General features: G+C 62.0%; 11 protein-coding genes. 8 read left to right on the top strand and 3 right to left on the bottom strand.

Translation table 11 applies throughout. From position 1 onward, the window contains the following. Positions 1–15: 15 nt before the first annotated feature. The 3 genes from ACPYN4_RS10100 to ACPYN4_RS10090 are packed head-to-tail and all read right to left on the bottom strand — an operon-like array spanning position 16 to position 3,970. A complete protein-coding gene (locus ACPYN4_RS10100; protein ID WP_315551893.1) occupies positions 16–1,137 on the bottom strand; it encodes an ATP-binding protein in 1,122 nt (373 codons plus the stop codon). Beyond that, entirely contained in the window at positions 1,134–3,251 is a 2,118-nt protein-coding gene (locus ACPYN4_RS10095) for a hypothetical protein (RefSeq protein WP_315551895.1), read from the bottom strand. Before ACPYN4_RS10095 ends, ACPYN4_RS10100 begins: the two co-directional genes overlap by 4 nt. Further along, on the bottom strand, positions 3,248–3,970 hold the full coding sequence (locus ACPYN4_RS10090; RefSeq protein WP_239279642.1) for a TnsA-like heteromeric transposase endonuclease subunit: 723 nt from the start codon (positions 3,968–3,970) through the stop codon (positions 3,248–3,250). The genes ACPYN4_RS10095 and ACPYN4_RS10090 overlap by 4 nt, the downstream gene beginning before the upstream one ends. Before the next feature lie 251 nt (positions 3,971–4,221). Between ACPYN4_RS10090 and ACPYN4_RS10085 the strand changes: the two genes are divergently transcribed. The 8 genes from ACPYN4_RS10085 to ACPYN4_RS10050 all read left to right on the top strand — a co-directional run bounded on the left by ACPYN4_RS10085 (position 4,222) and on the right by ACPYN4_RS10050 (position 15,270). Further along, the gene (locus tag ACPYN4_RS10085; RefSeq protein WP_239279643.1) at positions 4,222–4,575 is read left to right on the top strand and encodes a MarR family transcriptional regulator; all 354 of its coding nucleotides are present in this window, start codon (positions 4,222–4,224) and stop codon (positions 4,573–4,575) included. A gap of 53 nt (positions 4,576–4,628) precedes the next feature. Further along, positions 4,629–5,024: a hypothetical protein gene (locus ACPYN4_RS10080; RefSeq protein ID WP_239279644.1), complete on the top strand. Its 396-nt coding sequence runs from the start codon at positions 4,629–4,631 to the stop codon at positions 5,022–5,024. A gap of 29 nt (positions 5,025–5,053) precedes the next feature. Then, complete coding sequence (locus ACPYN4_RS10075) at positions 5,054–5,443, top strand: hypothetical protein (RefSeq protein ID WP_239279645.1); 390 nt, start codon at positions 5,054–5,056, stop codon at positions 5,441–5,443. 119 nt (positions 5,444–5,562) lie between these two features. Continuing rightward, entirely contained in the window at positions 5,563–5,751 is a 189-nt protein-coding gene (locus ACPYN4_RS10070) for a helix-turn-helix domain-containing protein (RefSeq protein WP_239279646.1), read from the top strand. A 3-nt stretch (positions 5,752–5,754) separates the two neighbouring features. Further along, positions 5,755–9,009 (top strand): helicase-related protein, encoded by a 3,255-nt coding sequence (locus ACPYN4_RS10065; protein WP_239279647.1) that lies wholly within the window; start codon positions 5,755–5,757, stop codon positions 9,007–9,009. Beyond that, positions 9,006–9,671, top strand: a complete 666-nt coding sequence (locus ACPYN4_RS10060; RefSeq protein ID WP_239279648.1) for a DUF4391 domain-containing protein — start codon at positions 9,006–9,008, stop codon at positions 9,669–9,671. The genes ACPYN4_RS10065 and ACPYN4_RS10060 overlap by 4 nt, the downstream gene beginning before the upstream one ends. A 56-nt stretch (positions 9,672–9,727) precedes the next feature. Beyond that, complete coding sequence (locus tag ACPYN4_RS10055; RefSeq protein WP_424446289.1) at positions 9,728–11,629, top strand: site-specific DNA-methyltransferase; 1,902 nt, start codon at positions 9,728–9,730, stop codon at positions 11,627–11,629. 557 nt (positions 11,630–12,186) lie between these two features. Beyond that, positions 12,187–15,270 (top strand): type III restriction-modification system endonuclease, encoded by a 3,084-nt coding sequence (locus tag ACPYN4_RS10050; RefSeq protein WP_239279651.1) that lies wholly within the window; start codon positions 12,187–12,189, stop codon positions 15,268–15,270. Positions 15,271–15,638 lie beyond the last annotated feature (368 nt).

Genomic DNA, 15,638 nt, shown 5'->3' with positions numbered 1-15,638 from the left:
ACAGGCGTCGGAGGCTCATGCGACGGACCGAGGCTTGCTCCGTTTGGCGGCGGCGAGCTTCTTCTCCTCGAGCTCCATTGCAACGACCTCCCGCGCATCCTCGGCCGCCACGTCGATGTCGATCTCGTCCAGCACCGCACGGGTCAGTTCCTCAGTGCCGTCACGCATGGCGTGCACGGCACCGAGGGTGATCAGCTTGAAGAGCGAGCCGATCATTCCGGTTGAGCGTTCGTAGAGGTAGTCCGCTTGCTCACGGAGCATGTGCGGTCGCGCGTTGGCCAGCACGAGGCGCGCATCGATCGCGCCCAGCAAGGTCATCCAGGTCTTTCGGTGCTCACCGACCGGGTGCGCGAATGGCGGGAGGGTCAGGCGTGTCCAACGCCGCGCGATCTGCGACATCGCGAGCTTTTTGTCGGTCTTGCTTTCGCTGAGCAGTCCTGTGCTGCTCATGTTGACGCCGGTGAAGAGGAAGGTTGCCGGGTACTCGTTGGCGAGCCACTTCAGCTCGTTGGCCAGCGCGACTCCCTCGTCGGTGTGGATCTTCAGGAAGTGCACGTCGTCGACGATGATCAACCGCGTGCCGTGACGGCGGACCGACTCGGCTGCCAGCGCAGCCAGGTTTCGGTTGCGCAGGTATCGGCTCCTAGAGGCGTCGGCGGAAGGATGATTGTAGAAGTTCAGGATGGACTCGTTCAACGCGCGCGTCGTCGTGTTTCCGGAGAACGCCACTCTGCAGACGGGGATGTGGAGCGTCTGCCCGTCGTCGAAGTCACGCCCGTGCCGCAGGATCTGCCGTTGGTGGAAAGCTCGCCCGAACGCGTCGACTGCGGTGGTCTTGCCCAGTCCGGGTGGCGAGTCGATGACGGCGGCGCCCTTCACCCGTGACGGTCCCTGTTGGTTCGCATCGAGCAGGTCCCAGAGGCGTCCGTTCAGCCTCACGACCTGCGGAGTCTTCACCAGGAAGTTCGCGTGGTATCGCTCGCGGTGGTAGTCGTAGGCGACACGCGCGTCCTCGCTGAGCTGCTCGATCTGTTTCACCGACAGCCGCTCGGGCTGCTCAAGGGCTGGCGCTTCGGCGAAGTCCCGCCACCCCTCCCAGCGAGAGAGGAGTTCGTCGCGCTCGAGCGGAAGGATCACAGGTCCTCCAGGAGGTCGATGTCGTCGAGGTCCTCGTCGATGAGCTCGTCAGCGGTGAGGGCGAGAGGATCGTCGTTTTCGCTCGCCGGTGCTGGTGAGAGCGAGACCATGCCCAGCTCCTCGCTCAGATCCGGTCCAGCCACTTGCTGCGCGATCTGCTTGGCGATGTGCGGGAAGAACGGGCTGTCCGGGCCGTCAGCGGTCTCGGCGAGCTGGGCGGCAAGTCGCGCGCTGATGCGCTTTTCGGCGGGCGTGCTCGCACGGCCGGCACCCCATCGTTCGAGGAGTTCACCGAGCACTTCGGATACATTCACACCGTTGCGCCGGTCAAGAGCGATGCCTTTGGCGTACTCGAGGGCGTCGAAGCTGAACGGCACCGGGACCTTCGGCGCGTGCTCCCAGCGCAGCACGTGCCAGGAGTTGTCGTCGGGGTCGTTGAAGTAGATCTGCGAGAAGTCGTCGGGGTTCACCGAGAACTGCCATTTCCGCTTGCTCTTCGCCATCGCCCGCGATCGGTCGTAGTACTTCCCAACGATGTCGCCGTTGTAGCGGAGGGTGCCGACTTCGACGCCGTAGTGGTTGAACTTGCGCTTGACGACGGGAAGCATCTCGAGGAGGAGGTTCGGGTTCGACGGGACCCGGATGCGGCCGGCCACCGCGATCCCCTGCTCGAACTTCTGCGCCGGGCTCATCTTGGCCGCGGGCAGCTGCGAGTCGACAAGGCCGTCGTGCGGGCGAATGTGGTAGATCGTCGCGATCCACTCCCGGAGAATCTGCTCCAGTTGCGGAATCGTGTAGACGGCTTCCACCTCGGGCGCCTCACCGCGCGACGCGATGTCTGAACCCTTGTACCCGGGTAGCTCTTGCAGCACCTCGTTGATGGTGCGGAACCACCGTTCCACCCACGCCTTGTCGGTGCCGGTATAGACGTGCGCGGGCTGGATGGAGATCCCGAGTCGCTGGCATACGCTCGCCACGTGGATCGACATGAACGGCTTCCCGTGATCGATGATGATCGTGTCGGGGAGGATGCCGGGACGCCGGAACCGCAGCGCCTTGAGGTTCTCGACATCGATGACGATGTTCTCGGGTACGCCGTGAAACGGCCAGGTCGCTCGGTCGCCCCACTCCGCCGGCATCTCGCGCGGCATGAGCGCCTCCATCAGCACTCCCGCGACATCCACCGCCTTGGTCGAGACGGGCGCAAGGCGAAGCCCGAGGATCGACCGGTCGTAGAGGTCGAGGGCAACGGTCAGCTCGGCGCGCATCCACTTGCCGGTGACCGGCGCGACGCCAAAGACATTGAGAGGTGTGGTGTCGAGGACGACGTACTCACCGGGTCTTGTCGCGACCAACCGTCCGTACGGTACGGGCGGCCGTGTGTCGATGGATCGTTGCGCGCGCATGCTCGCGCCGAACGTCCCCTTGCCACGGGTGAGTTCGGCGACCGCGTCGCGAGCGGTCGAATCGGAGGGGATCCGCACATCGGCATCCGGGTACTCCCGGTTGACTCTTGCCAGCACGATCGCGAGAGTGGTCGTGACGCTGCGCTTTGCGCCGCGCACGTTCTCCTCAACGACGCGCCGGCACATGTCGACCCAGCGCGGATCGAGGCCGGAGAGCGCGGGCGTCCACGATGTCTTCCGGAAGTCGAGCAGCGCGAGATCTTCGCCCTCGTCGAACCGATCATCCCAGCGCTTCAACGTCTTCGGACTCACACCGAGCTCTGCAGCCTTTGTACGGCGACGCTCGTGGATGGTTGTGAGCTTCGGGTCGTACTCCGGTCGAGGCTCGTGCGGCTGAGCGAGCGTCGGCAGCCCCGACGCAAAGCCCGTGCGCATCTCCCGGATGTGCGCGGCCTTTGTTCGCGCCTCATCGCGTTGCGCCTCCGTCGCGTCCGCCCAGATCAGCGCGAGCGGTGTGAGTGCGGCCTCCTCCGACGGCAGCCCGAATGCATCCATCGCGTCGCGAAGGAGCTCGACGAGTCGAACCCGTCGAGTTCTCTTGGCGCCGTCGACGAGGACGACGGCATCGCCGGCGATCTCGATGACGGTGCAGAGGCAACCGTCGTACGAGACGGTGCTGCCGACTCGGATATCAAAGCTATGGCTCATGGCATCTCCAATTGGGTGTGGTTGGCAAGGGCGGAGGTGAGGTCGCAGAGAATCGAGCGGCGCCACAGCAGGTGCAGCACGACCGCTCGCGCATAGGGAGCGTCACTCAAGGCGGCGCCAGCGCTCCGCAGACCCGCGCCGAGTGTGGGCGCCTCGCGAGTGGCTTCCTCGACCAGGTCGACGTCTCGCTGAGGAAACTGCCAGGGACGCCTGTAGCCCGCTAGGAACCGGATGTTGGAGAGCAGTGCGGGGGCGGGTTCTGTGACGATCCGGTATGCCCACCCGCGCGACTGGATGATGTCGCCCGCCCACCGGAGAGCACCCGCGATCTCAGGGTCCTCGAGCCGGCGCTTGGGCTTGACTTCGATGACCGTGAATCGGTGGTCGTCGTGCTCAATCATGTAGTCGGGCACGTAGCTTCGCTCGACACCGTCGCGGTCGGCGATCAGCTCGAACGGCTGCGAGGCGATGCGAACGGCTCGGTGGTCGAAGTCCTCGAGGAGCAGCGCCGCGAGTTCGAGGCGGCTCTCGTACCCGACGAAGCCCTCCGTCGTTGCCGACCAGTAGCGCCCCGGGTAGTGGCGCTGTCCGCGATGCCAGCGGAACGTTCGCCGAGGCTCCGCCTCGAAGACGTGGCGCGCGTCCAGGTCCGATAGCTCGCCCCGTTCGAGGTCATCCCGATCGAATCGCAGCGTGTAACGCGGCGAGGACGCTGACATGTCAATCTCCCAAAAATCACGAACATAGAGTCATAACTCTTGAGTCGTTAACGTACGGACATACCGGCGATCCGCAGCTTCGACACGCGGGCCGAGGTACTCGTATTTGGGGCTTCTCGCACGGCGGAGGGGGCGAGTAGTGAATGTGACATTTACGCTTGAGGACGTCAGATACACGACATGCGCCACGCCGTTGGATGACGTCCTGCGATGCTCCTGCTGCGTTGAGCGCCTCATGCGAAAATGAGGCGGTGGACACCGTGCCGAGCGAACAGAGCGAGGAGCTCTCGAAGCTTGCCTTTGGCAGCAACCACATGCTCGCGCTCATGGCCGAGATCGCGCGTTCCTCCGACGGGAAGTTCTCCACTCCGTCAGTGGCGAGTGCCACCGGACTGTCGACCAGCACGATCCACGCCCTGCTGAAGCGCCTCAAGCAGCTGGGACTTGTCCGACGCACCGATGAGGTCACCCCTGAGCGGATCAGGATCTACCAGCGTGCGGTGCATCCAACGTGGGACTACGCACTGCGACTCGAGGCCGAGGCTGACGCGCGAGCAGCCGGAACCTTCACGATCCAATGGGAGCCGACGCCCGCGGGACGGTAGCTCCCACATCGACCGAGCACCTGGGTGCCTAATCGGTATGGCATTCTTCCTCTATGAGCGTCGGTGAAGATCGCTACGAGTCGTTCGTGACCGCAGTTGAGGACCCGTACTTCGGCGCGCTCCTGGGAACGATCGACGAGCCAGGTGGCGCCTTTACCGCGAATCGCGCTGGACTGGAGACGATCGAGTGGTGGGACGCGCATGGAACGGGACCAACCTGCGCCGAGCTCATCGACGCTGTCTTCGAGATCGATGACTGGGACGCCACGATCGTCGATCCGGGCAGGACTGCCTTCGAGCGCCACGAACAACTCGAGCTCCTGCACCGCTGGCTCATTAGCTACTGGACGAGGGTGGGAACAATCTCGTTCGTCCCCGGACACGATGACATCGTCAGGCCCGGCCGCATCGACATCACGACCGACGCGGGTCGCACTGAAGCCGAGTAGGTGGGCTCATTTCGGATCAAGGAGGGCGCGTGCGAAAGGTCGTGATTGGTGACCGCTCCGTGCTCGTCACCCATGCCGGCACTGAGGCAACCGAGTTCGGCGACATCCAGCGATTCCGCATCGAGATGTCTGAGTCGGATGCCGTCACGCACCTGTCGATCCTGCGCTCATCCGCTGAAGTCGATGCCCGCGTGATCGAGTCCGTGCTCGACGCCGAACTGCTCCTTGGATACCAAGGGAGCGCTGAGTCTGGGCTTCTTCGCGACCCGGAGATCCGTCTGTGGCGCGACCGGCATCGTGCGCTCATCGAGGAGGTGGTGCACCGATTCAAGGAAGAGGCTCGCGCGCTGCCGCCAGAACCGGTGAGCGAGATCGAGCAGTCGCTCCTCAACTCTTGGGGCCGCGACGACACGACATGAGAACACCCAGTGGCCGAGAACCCCACGAGTGATCAGCGAAGTCGAGATGTGGTTCACCAGCCCGCCCTACTATGCTCGGCCATACCCGGAAACATCCGGTTCTATCCGCTGGAGGCGTGATGACCGAGCCGTGGCTCTCTGCCGACGACATCGCCGAGCACCTGGGCGTCACGAAGGACACTGTCTACGCCTGGATCGCCGACAAGGGGATGCCGGCGCATAAGGTCGGGCGCCTGTGGAAGTTCCAGGCGAGCGAGGTTGATGCGTGGGTTCGGAGCGGCGGGAGCAGCGCCGGGGGTGCCGCGTAGAACATGCGGATCATCGACAACGTTTCCGACCTGCTCGGTGACGACCTCAAATCCGAGATCGGCCGGGGCTCGAAGGTGCGCATCGCCGCTTCGACCTTCTCGATCTTCGCGTTCGAAGCCCTGCGCAAGGAACTCGAACACGTCGAGGAACTCGAGTTCATCTTCACGTCCCCGTCGTTCAGCAACGGTCAGGCCACCGACAAGCTGCGCAAGGATCGTCGCGAGTTCTTCATCCCGCACGCTGAATCGTCGCTCTGCGGGTCGGAATTCGAGATCCGCCTCCGCAACAAGCTGACGCAGCGCGCGATCGCCCGCGAGTGCGCCGCCTGGGTACGCGAGAAGGTCACGTTCCGATCGAACGCCAGCGGCCACCAGATGCAACAGTTCGCCGTCGTCGACGACGGCGCAGCGTACATGCCGCTGCAGGGGTTCACTACGGCAGACCTCGGATACGAGCGTGGCAACGCCGTCTCCAACATGGTCACAAAGTTCGAGGGCGCTCCCGAGACGAGCAACTTCCTCAACTTGTTCGACCAGATCTGGGCGAGCCCTGGCCAGCTGGCCGATGTCACCCAAGCGGTACACGACCATATCGCGAGCGTGTACGCCGAGAACTCCCCGGCGCGCATCTACTTCCTCATCCTCTACAACCTCTTCGCGGAGTTCCTCGACGACATCAGTGAAGACGTGCTCCCCAACGACCGCACCGGCTATCAGGACACGAAGGTCTGGCAGAGCCTCTACAACTTCCAGCGGGACGCAGCGACCGGAATCATCAACAAGCTCGAGACCTACAACGGCTGCATCCTCGCCGACAGCGTCGGGCTCGGGAAGACATTCACCGCGCTGGCGGTCATCAAGTACTACGAGCTGCGCAACAAGTCCGTCCTCGTTCTGGCTCCGAAGAAGCTCGCCGAGAACTGGACGAACTACAACGCCAACCTCACGACAAACATCTTTGCGAGCGACCGGTTCAACTACGACGTCCTCGCCCACACCGACCTCTCCCGCACCCGGGGAGAGTCACTCGGGCTCCGCCTGGATCGCATCAACTGGGGCAACTACGACCTCGTCGTCATCGACGAGTCGCACAACTTCCGCAACGCCGACTACGCCGAAGAGAAGGAGTCGCGCTACCAGCGCCTCATGCGGCAGGTCATTCGCGAAGGCGTGAAGACAAAAGTGCTGATGCTGTCTGCGACACCGGTGAACAACCGATTCAACGACCTCAAGAATCAGTTGCAGCTGGCATACGAAGGCGAGAGCGACACCCTCGCCGCGAAGCTCACGCTCTCGACATCGGTTGAGCGGGTGTTCCGCGACGCGCAGACGGTGTTCAACGACTGGTCCAAGCTCCCCGCAGAGGAACGCACCGCCGACCGCATCCTGCAGATGCTCGACTTCGACTTCTTCGAACTGCTCGACGCGGTCACCATCGCACGCTCCCGCAAGCACATTCAGGCGTTCTACGACACGAGCGAGATCGGCGCCTTCCCGCGACGGTTGCCGCCGGAATCCATCCGCGAGCCACTCACCGACCTCGCGGAGGTCCCCTCGTTCAACGAGATTTTCGAGCAGCTGCAGGTGCTGACGTTGGGCGTCTACACGCCACTCGCGTACGTGTTCCCGAGCCGCATCAGCAAGTACGAAGACCTCTACAACGTCACGACCGGCAGCGCCCGCTCAAACCTCGGTCAGGAAGGTCGCGAAGAGGGCCTAAAGAAGCTCATGACCGTCAACCTGTTCAAGCGTCTCGAGAGTTCCGTCGAGGCCTTCCGCTTGACGTTGGCCAAGATCGAGTCCGCCGTCGACAGCACGCTCACGCGGCTCAGCAACCACTCCGGCTCCCTCCCGGAGATCCGCGACATGGACGATCTCGACTTCGACCTCGACGATGAGGACGATGCCAACGTTGAGGCGCTGTCGTTCGGAGAGAAGATTCACATCGACATCGACGACATCGACGTCGAATCGTGGCAGCGAGACCTCTGGCATGACCGGGAGACGCTGCGCGAGCTCCTGGACGAGATGCGCAAAGTGACTCCGGCGCACGACCTCAAGCTGAGCAAGCTGCGGGACCTGGTCCAGCAGAAGGCGGAGCACCCGCTCAACCCTGAGAACCGCAAGGTGTTGATCTTCTCTGCCTTCGCCGACACCGCGAACTACCTCTACCGCGAGCTCGCGCCGGCGCTGCAACGGGCGGGGTTGGAAAGCGCGGTGATCACCGGTGGCAGCCACGGCGCGAAGTCGACAATCGGCACCGGCTTCGACTTCCAGCAAGTCATGTCGATGTTCTCGCCACGATCCAAGCAGCGTCACCTCACCATGCCGAAGGAGACCGGGGACATCGACGTCCTGATCGGCACCGATGTCATCAGTGAGGGACAGAACCTGCAGGACTGCGACTACCTCATCAACTACGACATCCACTGGAACCCGGTGCGGATCATCCAAAGGTTCGGTCGTATCGACCGCATCGGGTCGACGAACGAGGTCATCCAGCTCGTCAACTTCTGGCCCGACATATCGCTCGACGAGTACATCAACCTCAAGGAGCGCGTCGAGAACCGGATGGTGATCGCCGACCTCGCCGGCTCAGCCGACGACAACGTGCTGAACCCGGAGGACTCGGATGCCGCGTTCCGCAAGGAACAGCTGCGCAAGCTGCAGAACGAGAACATCGAACTCGAAGACGTCCGCGCGGGGGTCTCGATCACAGATCTCGGCCTCAACGACTTCCGCATGGACCTGCTGGCGTACATGAACGAGTACGGGGACATCGCTACCGCGCCGCACGGCTTGCACGCCGTCATCCCCGCAGACCCTGCGATAGGCCTCATGCCGGGTGTGATCTTCGCGCTCAAGAACGTCAATGCTGACCCTGCCGTGAACCGGGGCAACCGGCTCCACCCGCACTACCTCGTCTACGTCGATGACGATGGGAGGGTTATCGCTGATCACACTGAAGCGAAGCGCCTCCTAGACGTCGTTCGCGCCGGCTCGCGGCCTCACGACGAACCCGTCGCCGACGTTACTCGTGTCTTCAACGAAGCCACCCACGAGGGCGCCGACATGAGCAAATACTCTGCGCTACTGACGGATGCCATCCACTCGATGATCGACGTCACCGAAGAACGCGACATCGACAGCCTCTTCAGCGGTGGGCACACGACCGCCCTCACCCAGCAGATCGCAGGGCTCGACGACTTCGAGCTGATCGCGTTCATCGCCGTCGTCGATCCCGAGGGCGCCTCATGACTGACATCCTGTACCAGTGGCCTGCTGCTGCACGATTTGGTGCACGCGTCCCCAAGGAGCGGTTCTACGAACGCACCGCATCAACCGCTGCCCTGCGAGAGAAGTTCGTGGCGGAGGTGAATCGCATCAGCTGGGCATACAAGCTGGCGGAGGAGACCATCAACCTCCCCGGTTCGCCGGAAGTGCCAGAAATTGAAGTTCTTCATCTGGACGCGAAGACAGAAGACATCAGCGTCCCGGTGCTTGCGTCGATTGACAAGGCGATACCGAATCCGGTGATCTTTGAGATCTACCGTGGGGACAGCACCGGCCGTGCCGTGCGGATGGCGGCGGCACACAAACCTGCGGGCTCCTCGCCACCGGCACCGAGCGCCTACTTCTCGACGGCGTGGACGCGCGACGACTTCCCTCGTACTCCGCTACCCCTCGCGGTCACGCTGGGAGCGCTGTATGCGGCACTCATCGGCCCGCTCACTCCACTCGCCCTGCGGCCCGGCGAGAGTCCGGCGGATCTCAACGACAGGCTGGACGCGGTGCGTCGAGTCGAACGCGAGATCAACGCACTGGAACGCAGGCTCCGGTCTGAACCACAGCTCAACCGAAAGGTCGGTATTCGTCGAGAGCTGAAGGAGAAGCGTGCAGACCTGGACCACCTTAGGTAACCCCTGGAGAACCTGAAATGACTTTCCCTAGCCCCACGCAGGCGAGCATCGATACGTTGGCGGAGATCTTCCCTTCGGTGGTCACAGAATCCACCGACAACGAAGGGAATCCCAGGCGCGTAGTCGACTTTGATCTCCTCCGGCAAGAACTCTCGGAGCACATTGTCGAGGGCCCGCAGGAACGATTCCAACTGGACTGGCCAGGTAAGAGAGCCTCAGCCTTACTGGCGAACACCCCGACCGACCAGACGCTAACTCCTCTCGAGTCCGAATCGATCGAGTTCGATACGACTCGCAACTTGTTCATCGAAGGCGACAATCTGGAAGCGCTCAAGCTTCTTCAAGAGCCTTACCTCGGCAAAGTCAAGCTGATCTACATCGACCCCCCGTACAACACGGGCACTGACTTCATCTATAGCGACGACTTCAGCGAGGACGCGCCGAGCTATCTGGCCCGTTCGGGTCAGCGGAGCGAGACCGGAGAACGGCTGGTGGCCAATCCCGAGTCAAATGGTCGATTCCGCTCGGCCTGGCTTTCGATGATGTATCCGCGACTGAAGCTTGCGCGGAACTTGCTACGAGATGACGGTGTGATCTGTGTTTCGATCGACGATCACGAACTCTCGACCCTCACGATGATCATGGGAGAGGTGTTCGGTCGCGAGAACTTCATCGCTACGCTTCCACGTGTCACAAAACGGGCAGGAAAGAGTGGCGACCTCATCGCTGCAAATCACGACTACGTCGTGGTTTGGGGTCGTACCACTGATGTAGCGCTCAATCGTGAGTTTCACACGGATCCAGGCTTCAAGTACGAAGACGAGTTTGTATCCACCCGAGGGAAGTACAAGCTGAACCAGACCTTGGACTATGGATCGATCCAGTACTCGGCATCGCTCGACTACGAGATCGATCTCGACGGCGTTCGGATTCGACCAGGTGGTGCGAGCGCCGACGAGATGAGTGCGCGTCAGGCTCGAAACCCTCGAACAGGTTGGTGCTGGCGATGGTCGCGCGACTTGTTCGAGTTCGGACACAGTCAAGGGTTCGTAGTACTCAAGGACGGTCGCGATGGTCCACGCATCTACACGAAGACCTACGAGAACGCGACGATCGCGAAGCGAGGCGATGGCTATGAGGTGATCCTCGACCGCCGCACGCGCGCGAGCACGACACTCGACCTCATTGACAATCGCTTTTCGAACGACATGGCATCCAAGGGCGTGAAGAAGCTGTTTGGCTTCCCCGCGTTCGACTACACGAAACCGATCGAGCTCGTTCGAACGCTTCTGGGGTGGGCGACTGACTCAGATTCGAACGATCTCGTGCTGGACTTCTTTGCCGGTTCGGGAACAACTGGGCAAGCGGTACTTGAGGCCAATGCGGAGGATGGCGGGAACCGGCGGTTCGTGCTGATCCAACTCCCTGAGCAGACAAACACCTCGTCAGAGGCCTTCGCTCAGGGCTTCGTAACCATCTCGGAGCTAGCACGCGAGAGGCTTCGTCGCACCGTCGCTGGCCTCGATCACGATCTTTCGGCGACTGGCACCGATCGCGGCTTCCGGGCTCTAGGGGTGACAGCGTCAAACCTTGCATCGGTCGAGCGGTTCCCAGATGAACTCGCTCAACCTGACTTGCCCGGATTCACGGAGCTGGTCTCCACGCCTAGTGATCCCTTGGCCTTGATCTTTGAGGAGCTTCTGCGTTTGGGGATGGATCCGGCGTCGTCTATCAGGCGGGTGGTTATGGCCGGAGTCGACGTACTGCTCGCCGAGGACGCCGCGCTAGTAGCTTGCTTCGCTGATCAGCTACCGCCAGCGCTGTTCGCAGAGCTTGGCGTGATTGAACCGCTCCGAGTTGTCGTGCGCGACTCTTCCTTCCCCGACTCCGCGGCCCGCATCAACGCGCAGCAGATGCTTAGCGGCTACTCAACCCTGACCGAACTGCGCACCATCTGAGGAAGTGGAGTACACAATGACCGAGTTCTACATGTCTCTGTCACCCAACGACATCAACGCAGTCAGACAGGAAGCGTACGTCCTCATACCGCTTCGCGCGCGTGATAACCAGCCTGCCTTCTGGTCGTGGCCCCACGGGTATGCGCAACTTCCGACTGGACAGTTCGAGTTTCCTGTACGCCTCGACGATATGGGCGCAATAGCCAATAGCCGCATCTACTTTGTGCCGGAACGTAGCGAGTTCAGGCTCTGCTCAGAACAGGTTTACCGGCTCGGCCCCGGGGCCGAAGGCAGCATATTGGAGGTCGGGCGTGGCGGCGTAGGAAACTATTGGACCCAGGTGCACGCTCCAGGGTCCGCAAGCTACACAGCCGCACAGCCGCTTCTGACACACCAAGTGCAGAACAGCTCGAAGCGATGGGGCTACTCCTGACCACTTGCGAAGCCGACTGCCTCCGAGACTTCGGCTCTTGGCGACGCCAGCGATGTCGTTGCGCGTCAACGACGAGCATCCGCCTCGATAGCCCACCCTCGAAGACGAAGGACGATCTGATCAGATGAAGCTGCAGTTCAAGGTTCAGCCATACCAGACCGAAGCTGTGGATGCCGTCGTCGACGTATTCGCCGGGCAACCGTACGCCGACGGCGTGAAGTACCGCGTAGATCCCGGTGCCGGCTCGGCCGCGACCCTGCTGGACGATACAGGCCTTCGCAACGCCGAGATCGCGCCAGCGCCACCGCAACTCCTTAGCAATTTGCACGCGGTGCAGCGGGCGCGTGGGCTCGAGCTGTCGAAGAATCTCGAAGACCCGATGAGAAAGTCGGCGGCTCCCCTCAATCTCGACATCGAGATGGAGACCGGCACCGGCAAGACCTATGTGTACATCAAAACGATCATGGAGCTGCACAAGCGATATGGGTGGTCGAAGTACATCGTCGTCGTGCCGTCGATCGCGATCCGCGAGGGTGTGAAGAAGTCCTTCGACATCACCGCCGAGCACTTCCAGCAGCTCTACGGAACCAAGCCTCGCACCTTCATCTACAACTCCTCACGTCTTCACGAGATCGAGCGGTTCTCGTCGGACGCGGGTGTGCAGGTGATGATCATCAACGTCCAGGCGTTCAACGCCACCGGCAAGGACGCCCGACGCATCTACGAGGTGCTCGACGACTTCCAATCACGGAAGCCGATCGACGTGATTGCAGCGAACAGACCGATCCTCATCATTGATGAACCCCAGAAGATCGAAGGCGATGCGAAGAAGCCCTCGAAGTCATTGGAGGCCTTGAGCTCGTTCAACGCCCTCTTCGCGCTGCGCTACTCCGCGACGCACAGGATCGAACGCACAAAGGTCCACCGTCTCGACGCCATCGACGCCTACAACCAAAAGCTCGTGAAGAAGATCGCGGTGCGCGGCATCACCGTCAAACACCTGGCTGGAAGCAGCGCCTACCTGTACGTGGACGGCCTCGAGATCGGTAAGGGCGCCGACTTCCCGAAAGCCCGAGTCGAACTCGAGGTGCAGACCGCCCAGGGCATCAAGCGTCAGGTGAAGCGCCTCAGCCAGGGAATGAACCTGCATGACATCTCCGGAGGGATCGAGGCGTACAAGGGCCTTTTCATCCGGGACGTCGACGCTACCCGCGACATCATCGAGCTGAGCAATGGCGACATCATCGGCGCGGGCGAGGTCACCGAGGACGTCGCCGAGGACCAGAAGCGACGTATCCAGATCCGCGAGGTCATCCGCGCCCACCTCGCCAAGGAACGCGAGCTGTTCGCGCAGGGGATCAAGACGCTGTCGTTGTTCTTCATCGACGAAGTCGCCAAGTACCGCGACTACGAGCGCGAGGACACCCTCGGAGAGTATGGCCGAGTGTTCGAGGAAGAGTACGAGGCTGTACTCACCGACTACCTCGGCGAGCTCGACCTGGATGAAGCGGCTGAACGCTATCGAGACCATGTGCAAGCAATCCCAGTCCGCTCGACCCACGAGGGGTATTTCTCGATCGACAAGAAGACCAGGCAGTTCGTCGACGGCAGGATCGCGGCCCGTGGCGACTTCGCAGGTCAATCGGACGACGTCGATGCCTACGACCTGATCCTTAAGGACAAGGAGAGGCTGCTCTCGTTCGAGGAGCCGGTCCGATTCATCTGGTCGCACTCGGCGCTCCGCGAGGGCTGGGACAACCCGAACGTCTTCGTGATGGGCATGCTCAAGAAGAGCGACAACACCACGACGCGCCGGCAAGAGATCGGCCGCGGTCTGCGACTTTCCGTGGATCAGCACGGTGAGCGGATGGACAATCCCGTCACGGTCCACGACATCAATGAGCTGACTGTCGTTACCGACGAGTCGTACACCGACTTCGTGACCGCGCTCCAGAAGGAGATCATCGAATCGCTGTCCGCGCGGCCACGCAAGGCGAGCGTCGACTACTTCGTCGGCAAGTCGATCACGCTGGGCGACGGATCCACAAGCGTGCTGGAAAAAGCAGTCGCGCAGGCCCTCTACTTCCACCTGGTCAAGAACGACTACATCGACGAGTCAGGCCTGGTCACGCAGGCGTACAAGGATGCACGCGCCGACGGAGCCCTCGCCGCCCCGACCTCGGAGACGCTGAAGCCGGTCATCGACTACGTCTGGCCACTCGTCGACGCTCTCTACCTCGACGTGCCGAAGCCAGCCGACGGACGCAAGCCGAAGAGGATCCCGCTCAACGAAGCCAACTTCAACAAGCGCGAGTTTCAGGAACTCTGGGGACGCATCAACCACAAGGCCGTCTACCAGGTCGACTTCGACTCCCAGGAACTGATCGACAACTGCATCCGCGTACTCGACACCTCGCTCAACGTCACCGTCATGCAGTACCTCGTCGAAAGCGGCAAGCAAGTCGTCGGCCTCGAAGTGGCGCAGTTGGAAGCCGGCACGGGTTTCAAAGTCTCCGAGACGAAGGTCGAGCACTCAGCCGTGTCAGCAGGTTCGACCGTCAAGTACGACCTCCTAGGCGAGATCGCGGAGAAGACGCAGCTCACCCGCCGCACGTGCGCGGCGATCCTCACCGGCATCCACCCGGGCACGTTCGCGAAGTTCAAGCAGAACCCCGAGCAGTTCATCACCGGGGCCGCGCGGCTCATCAACGAGCAGAAGGCAACCGCGATCGTCGAGCACCTCAGCTACGACCCGCTCGACAACAGCTACGACTCGTCGATCTTCACAGAGAACCAGGCCGCACAGGACCTGTCCAAGGCAGGTGACAAGCTGAAGAAGAGTGTCTACGAGTACGTCGTCACCGATTCCAAGGTTGAGCGATCATTCGTAGAGAAGCTCGACGTCAGCGACGAAGTCGTCGTGTACTCCAAGCTTCCGCGGGGGTTCTTTATCCCCACGCCGGTGGGCGACTACAACCCGGACTGGGCGATCGCGTTCCGCGACGACGATACGAAGATCAAGCACGTCTACTTCGTGGCCGAGACCAAGGGTTCACTGTCCACTCTTCAGCTGAAGGGCGTCGAGAACGCCAAGATCGAGTGCGCCCGCAAGTTCTTCGCCGCGCTCAACGCGAAGACCGATCGAGACGTCACCTACGACGTCGTCTCCGACTACTCCGAGCTGATGCAGCTCGTCGCGACACCGTAAGGAACCCCCGAGCCGCGTCAGCAACTGCGGGAGAACTTCAAACCGCGCATCTAGACTGCCCGGATCGCTCAGCAGGTCCTTCGCGGAGCCCTCGTCGACCTCAACCACACCGCAACGTCGAGCTGATCGGACGGTCGTCCAGTAGACGCTTTCAGCGGCCGCGTCACGACGAAATGTCCATATGGACACATCGTGGACATTTCGTCTGCGAAATGGACAACTTCAAAAAAAACCTACACTTGTAGGAACCGGTGCGACTTGTCCACCGCGCGCACGTCACAGCGGGCTTTCGTGTTAAGACGGGGCTTCGGGTAGCGCGGATGTAACGATCTGGTAGCACGCGCGCGGGGACACGGTAGCGCTCTGAT

This window comes from Microbacterium sp. CH-015 (genome assembly GCF_049707015.1).
Lineage (GTDB): Bacteria > Actinomycetota > Actinomycetes > Actinomycetales > Microbacteriaceae > Microbacterium > Microbacterium aurum.
The sequence above is the reverse complement of the archived record's forward strand: the minus strand, read 5'-3'. Positions and strand labels throughout refer to the sequence as shown.

Excerpts from the sequence above, each read along its gene's own strand:
- ACPYN4_RS10095 (WP_315551895.1), bottom strand. The coding sequence starts at position 3,251 with ATGAGCCATAGCTTTGATATCCGAGTCGGCAGCACCGTCTCGTACGAC.
- ACPYN4_RS10090 (WP_239279642.1), bottom strand. The coding sequence starts at position 3,970 with ATGTCAGCGTCCTCGCCGCGTTACACGCTGCGATTCGATCGGGATGAC.
- ACPYN4_RS10080 (WP_239279644.1), top strand. The coding sequence starts at position 4,629 with ATGAGCGTCGGTGAAGATCGCTACGAGTCGTTCGTGACCGCAGTTGAG.
- ACPYN4_RS10070 (WP_239279646.1), top strand. The coding sequence starts at position 5,563 with ATGACCGAGCCGTGGCTCTCTGCCGACGACATCGCCGAGCACCTGGGC.
- ACPYN4_RS10065 (WP_239279647.1), top strand. The coding sequence starts at position 5,755 with ATGCGGATCATCGACAACGTTTCCGACCTGCTCGGTGACGACCTCAAA.
- ACPYN4_RS10060 (WP_239279648.1), top strand. The coding sequence starts at position 9,006 with ATGACTGACATCCTGTACCAGTGGCCTGCTGCTGCACGATTTGGTGCA.
- ACPYN4_RS10050 (WP_239279651.1), top strand. The coding sequence starts at position 12,187 with ATGAAGCTGCAGTTCAAGGTTCAGCCATACCAGACCGAAGCTGTGGAT.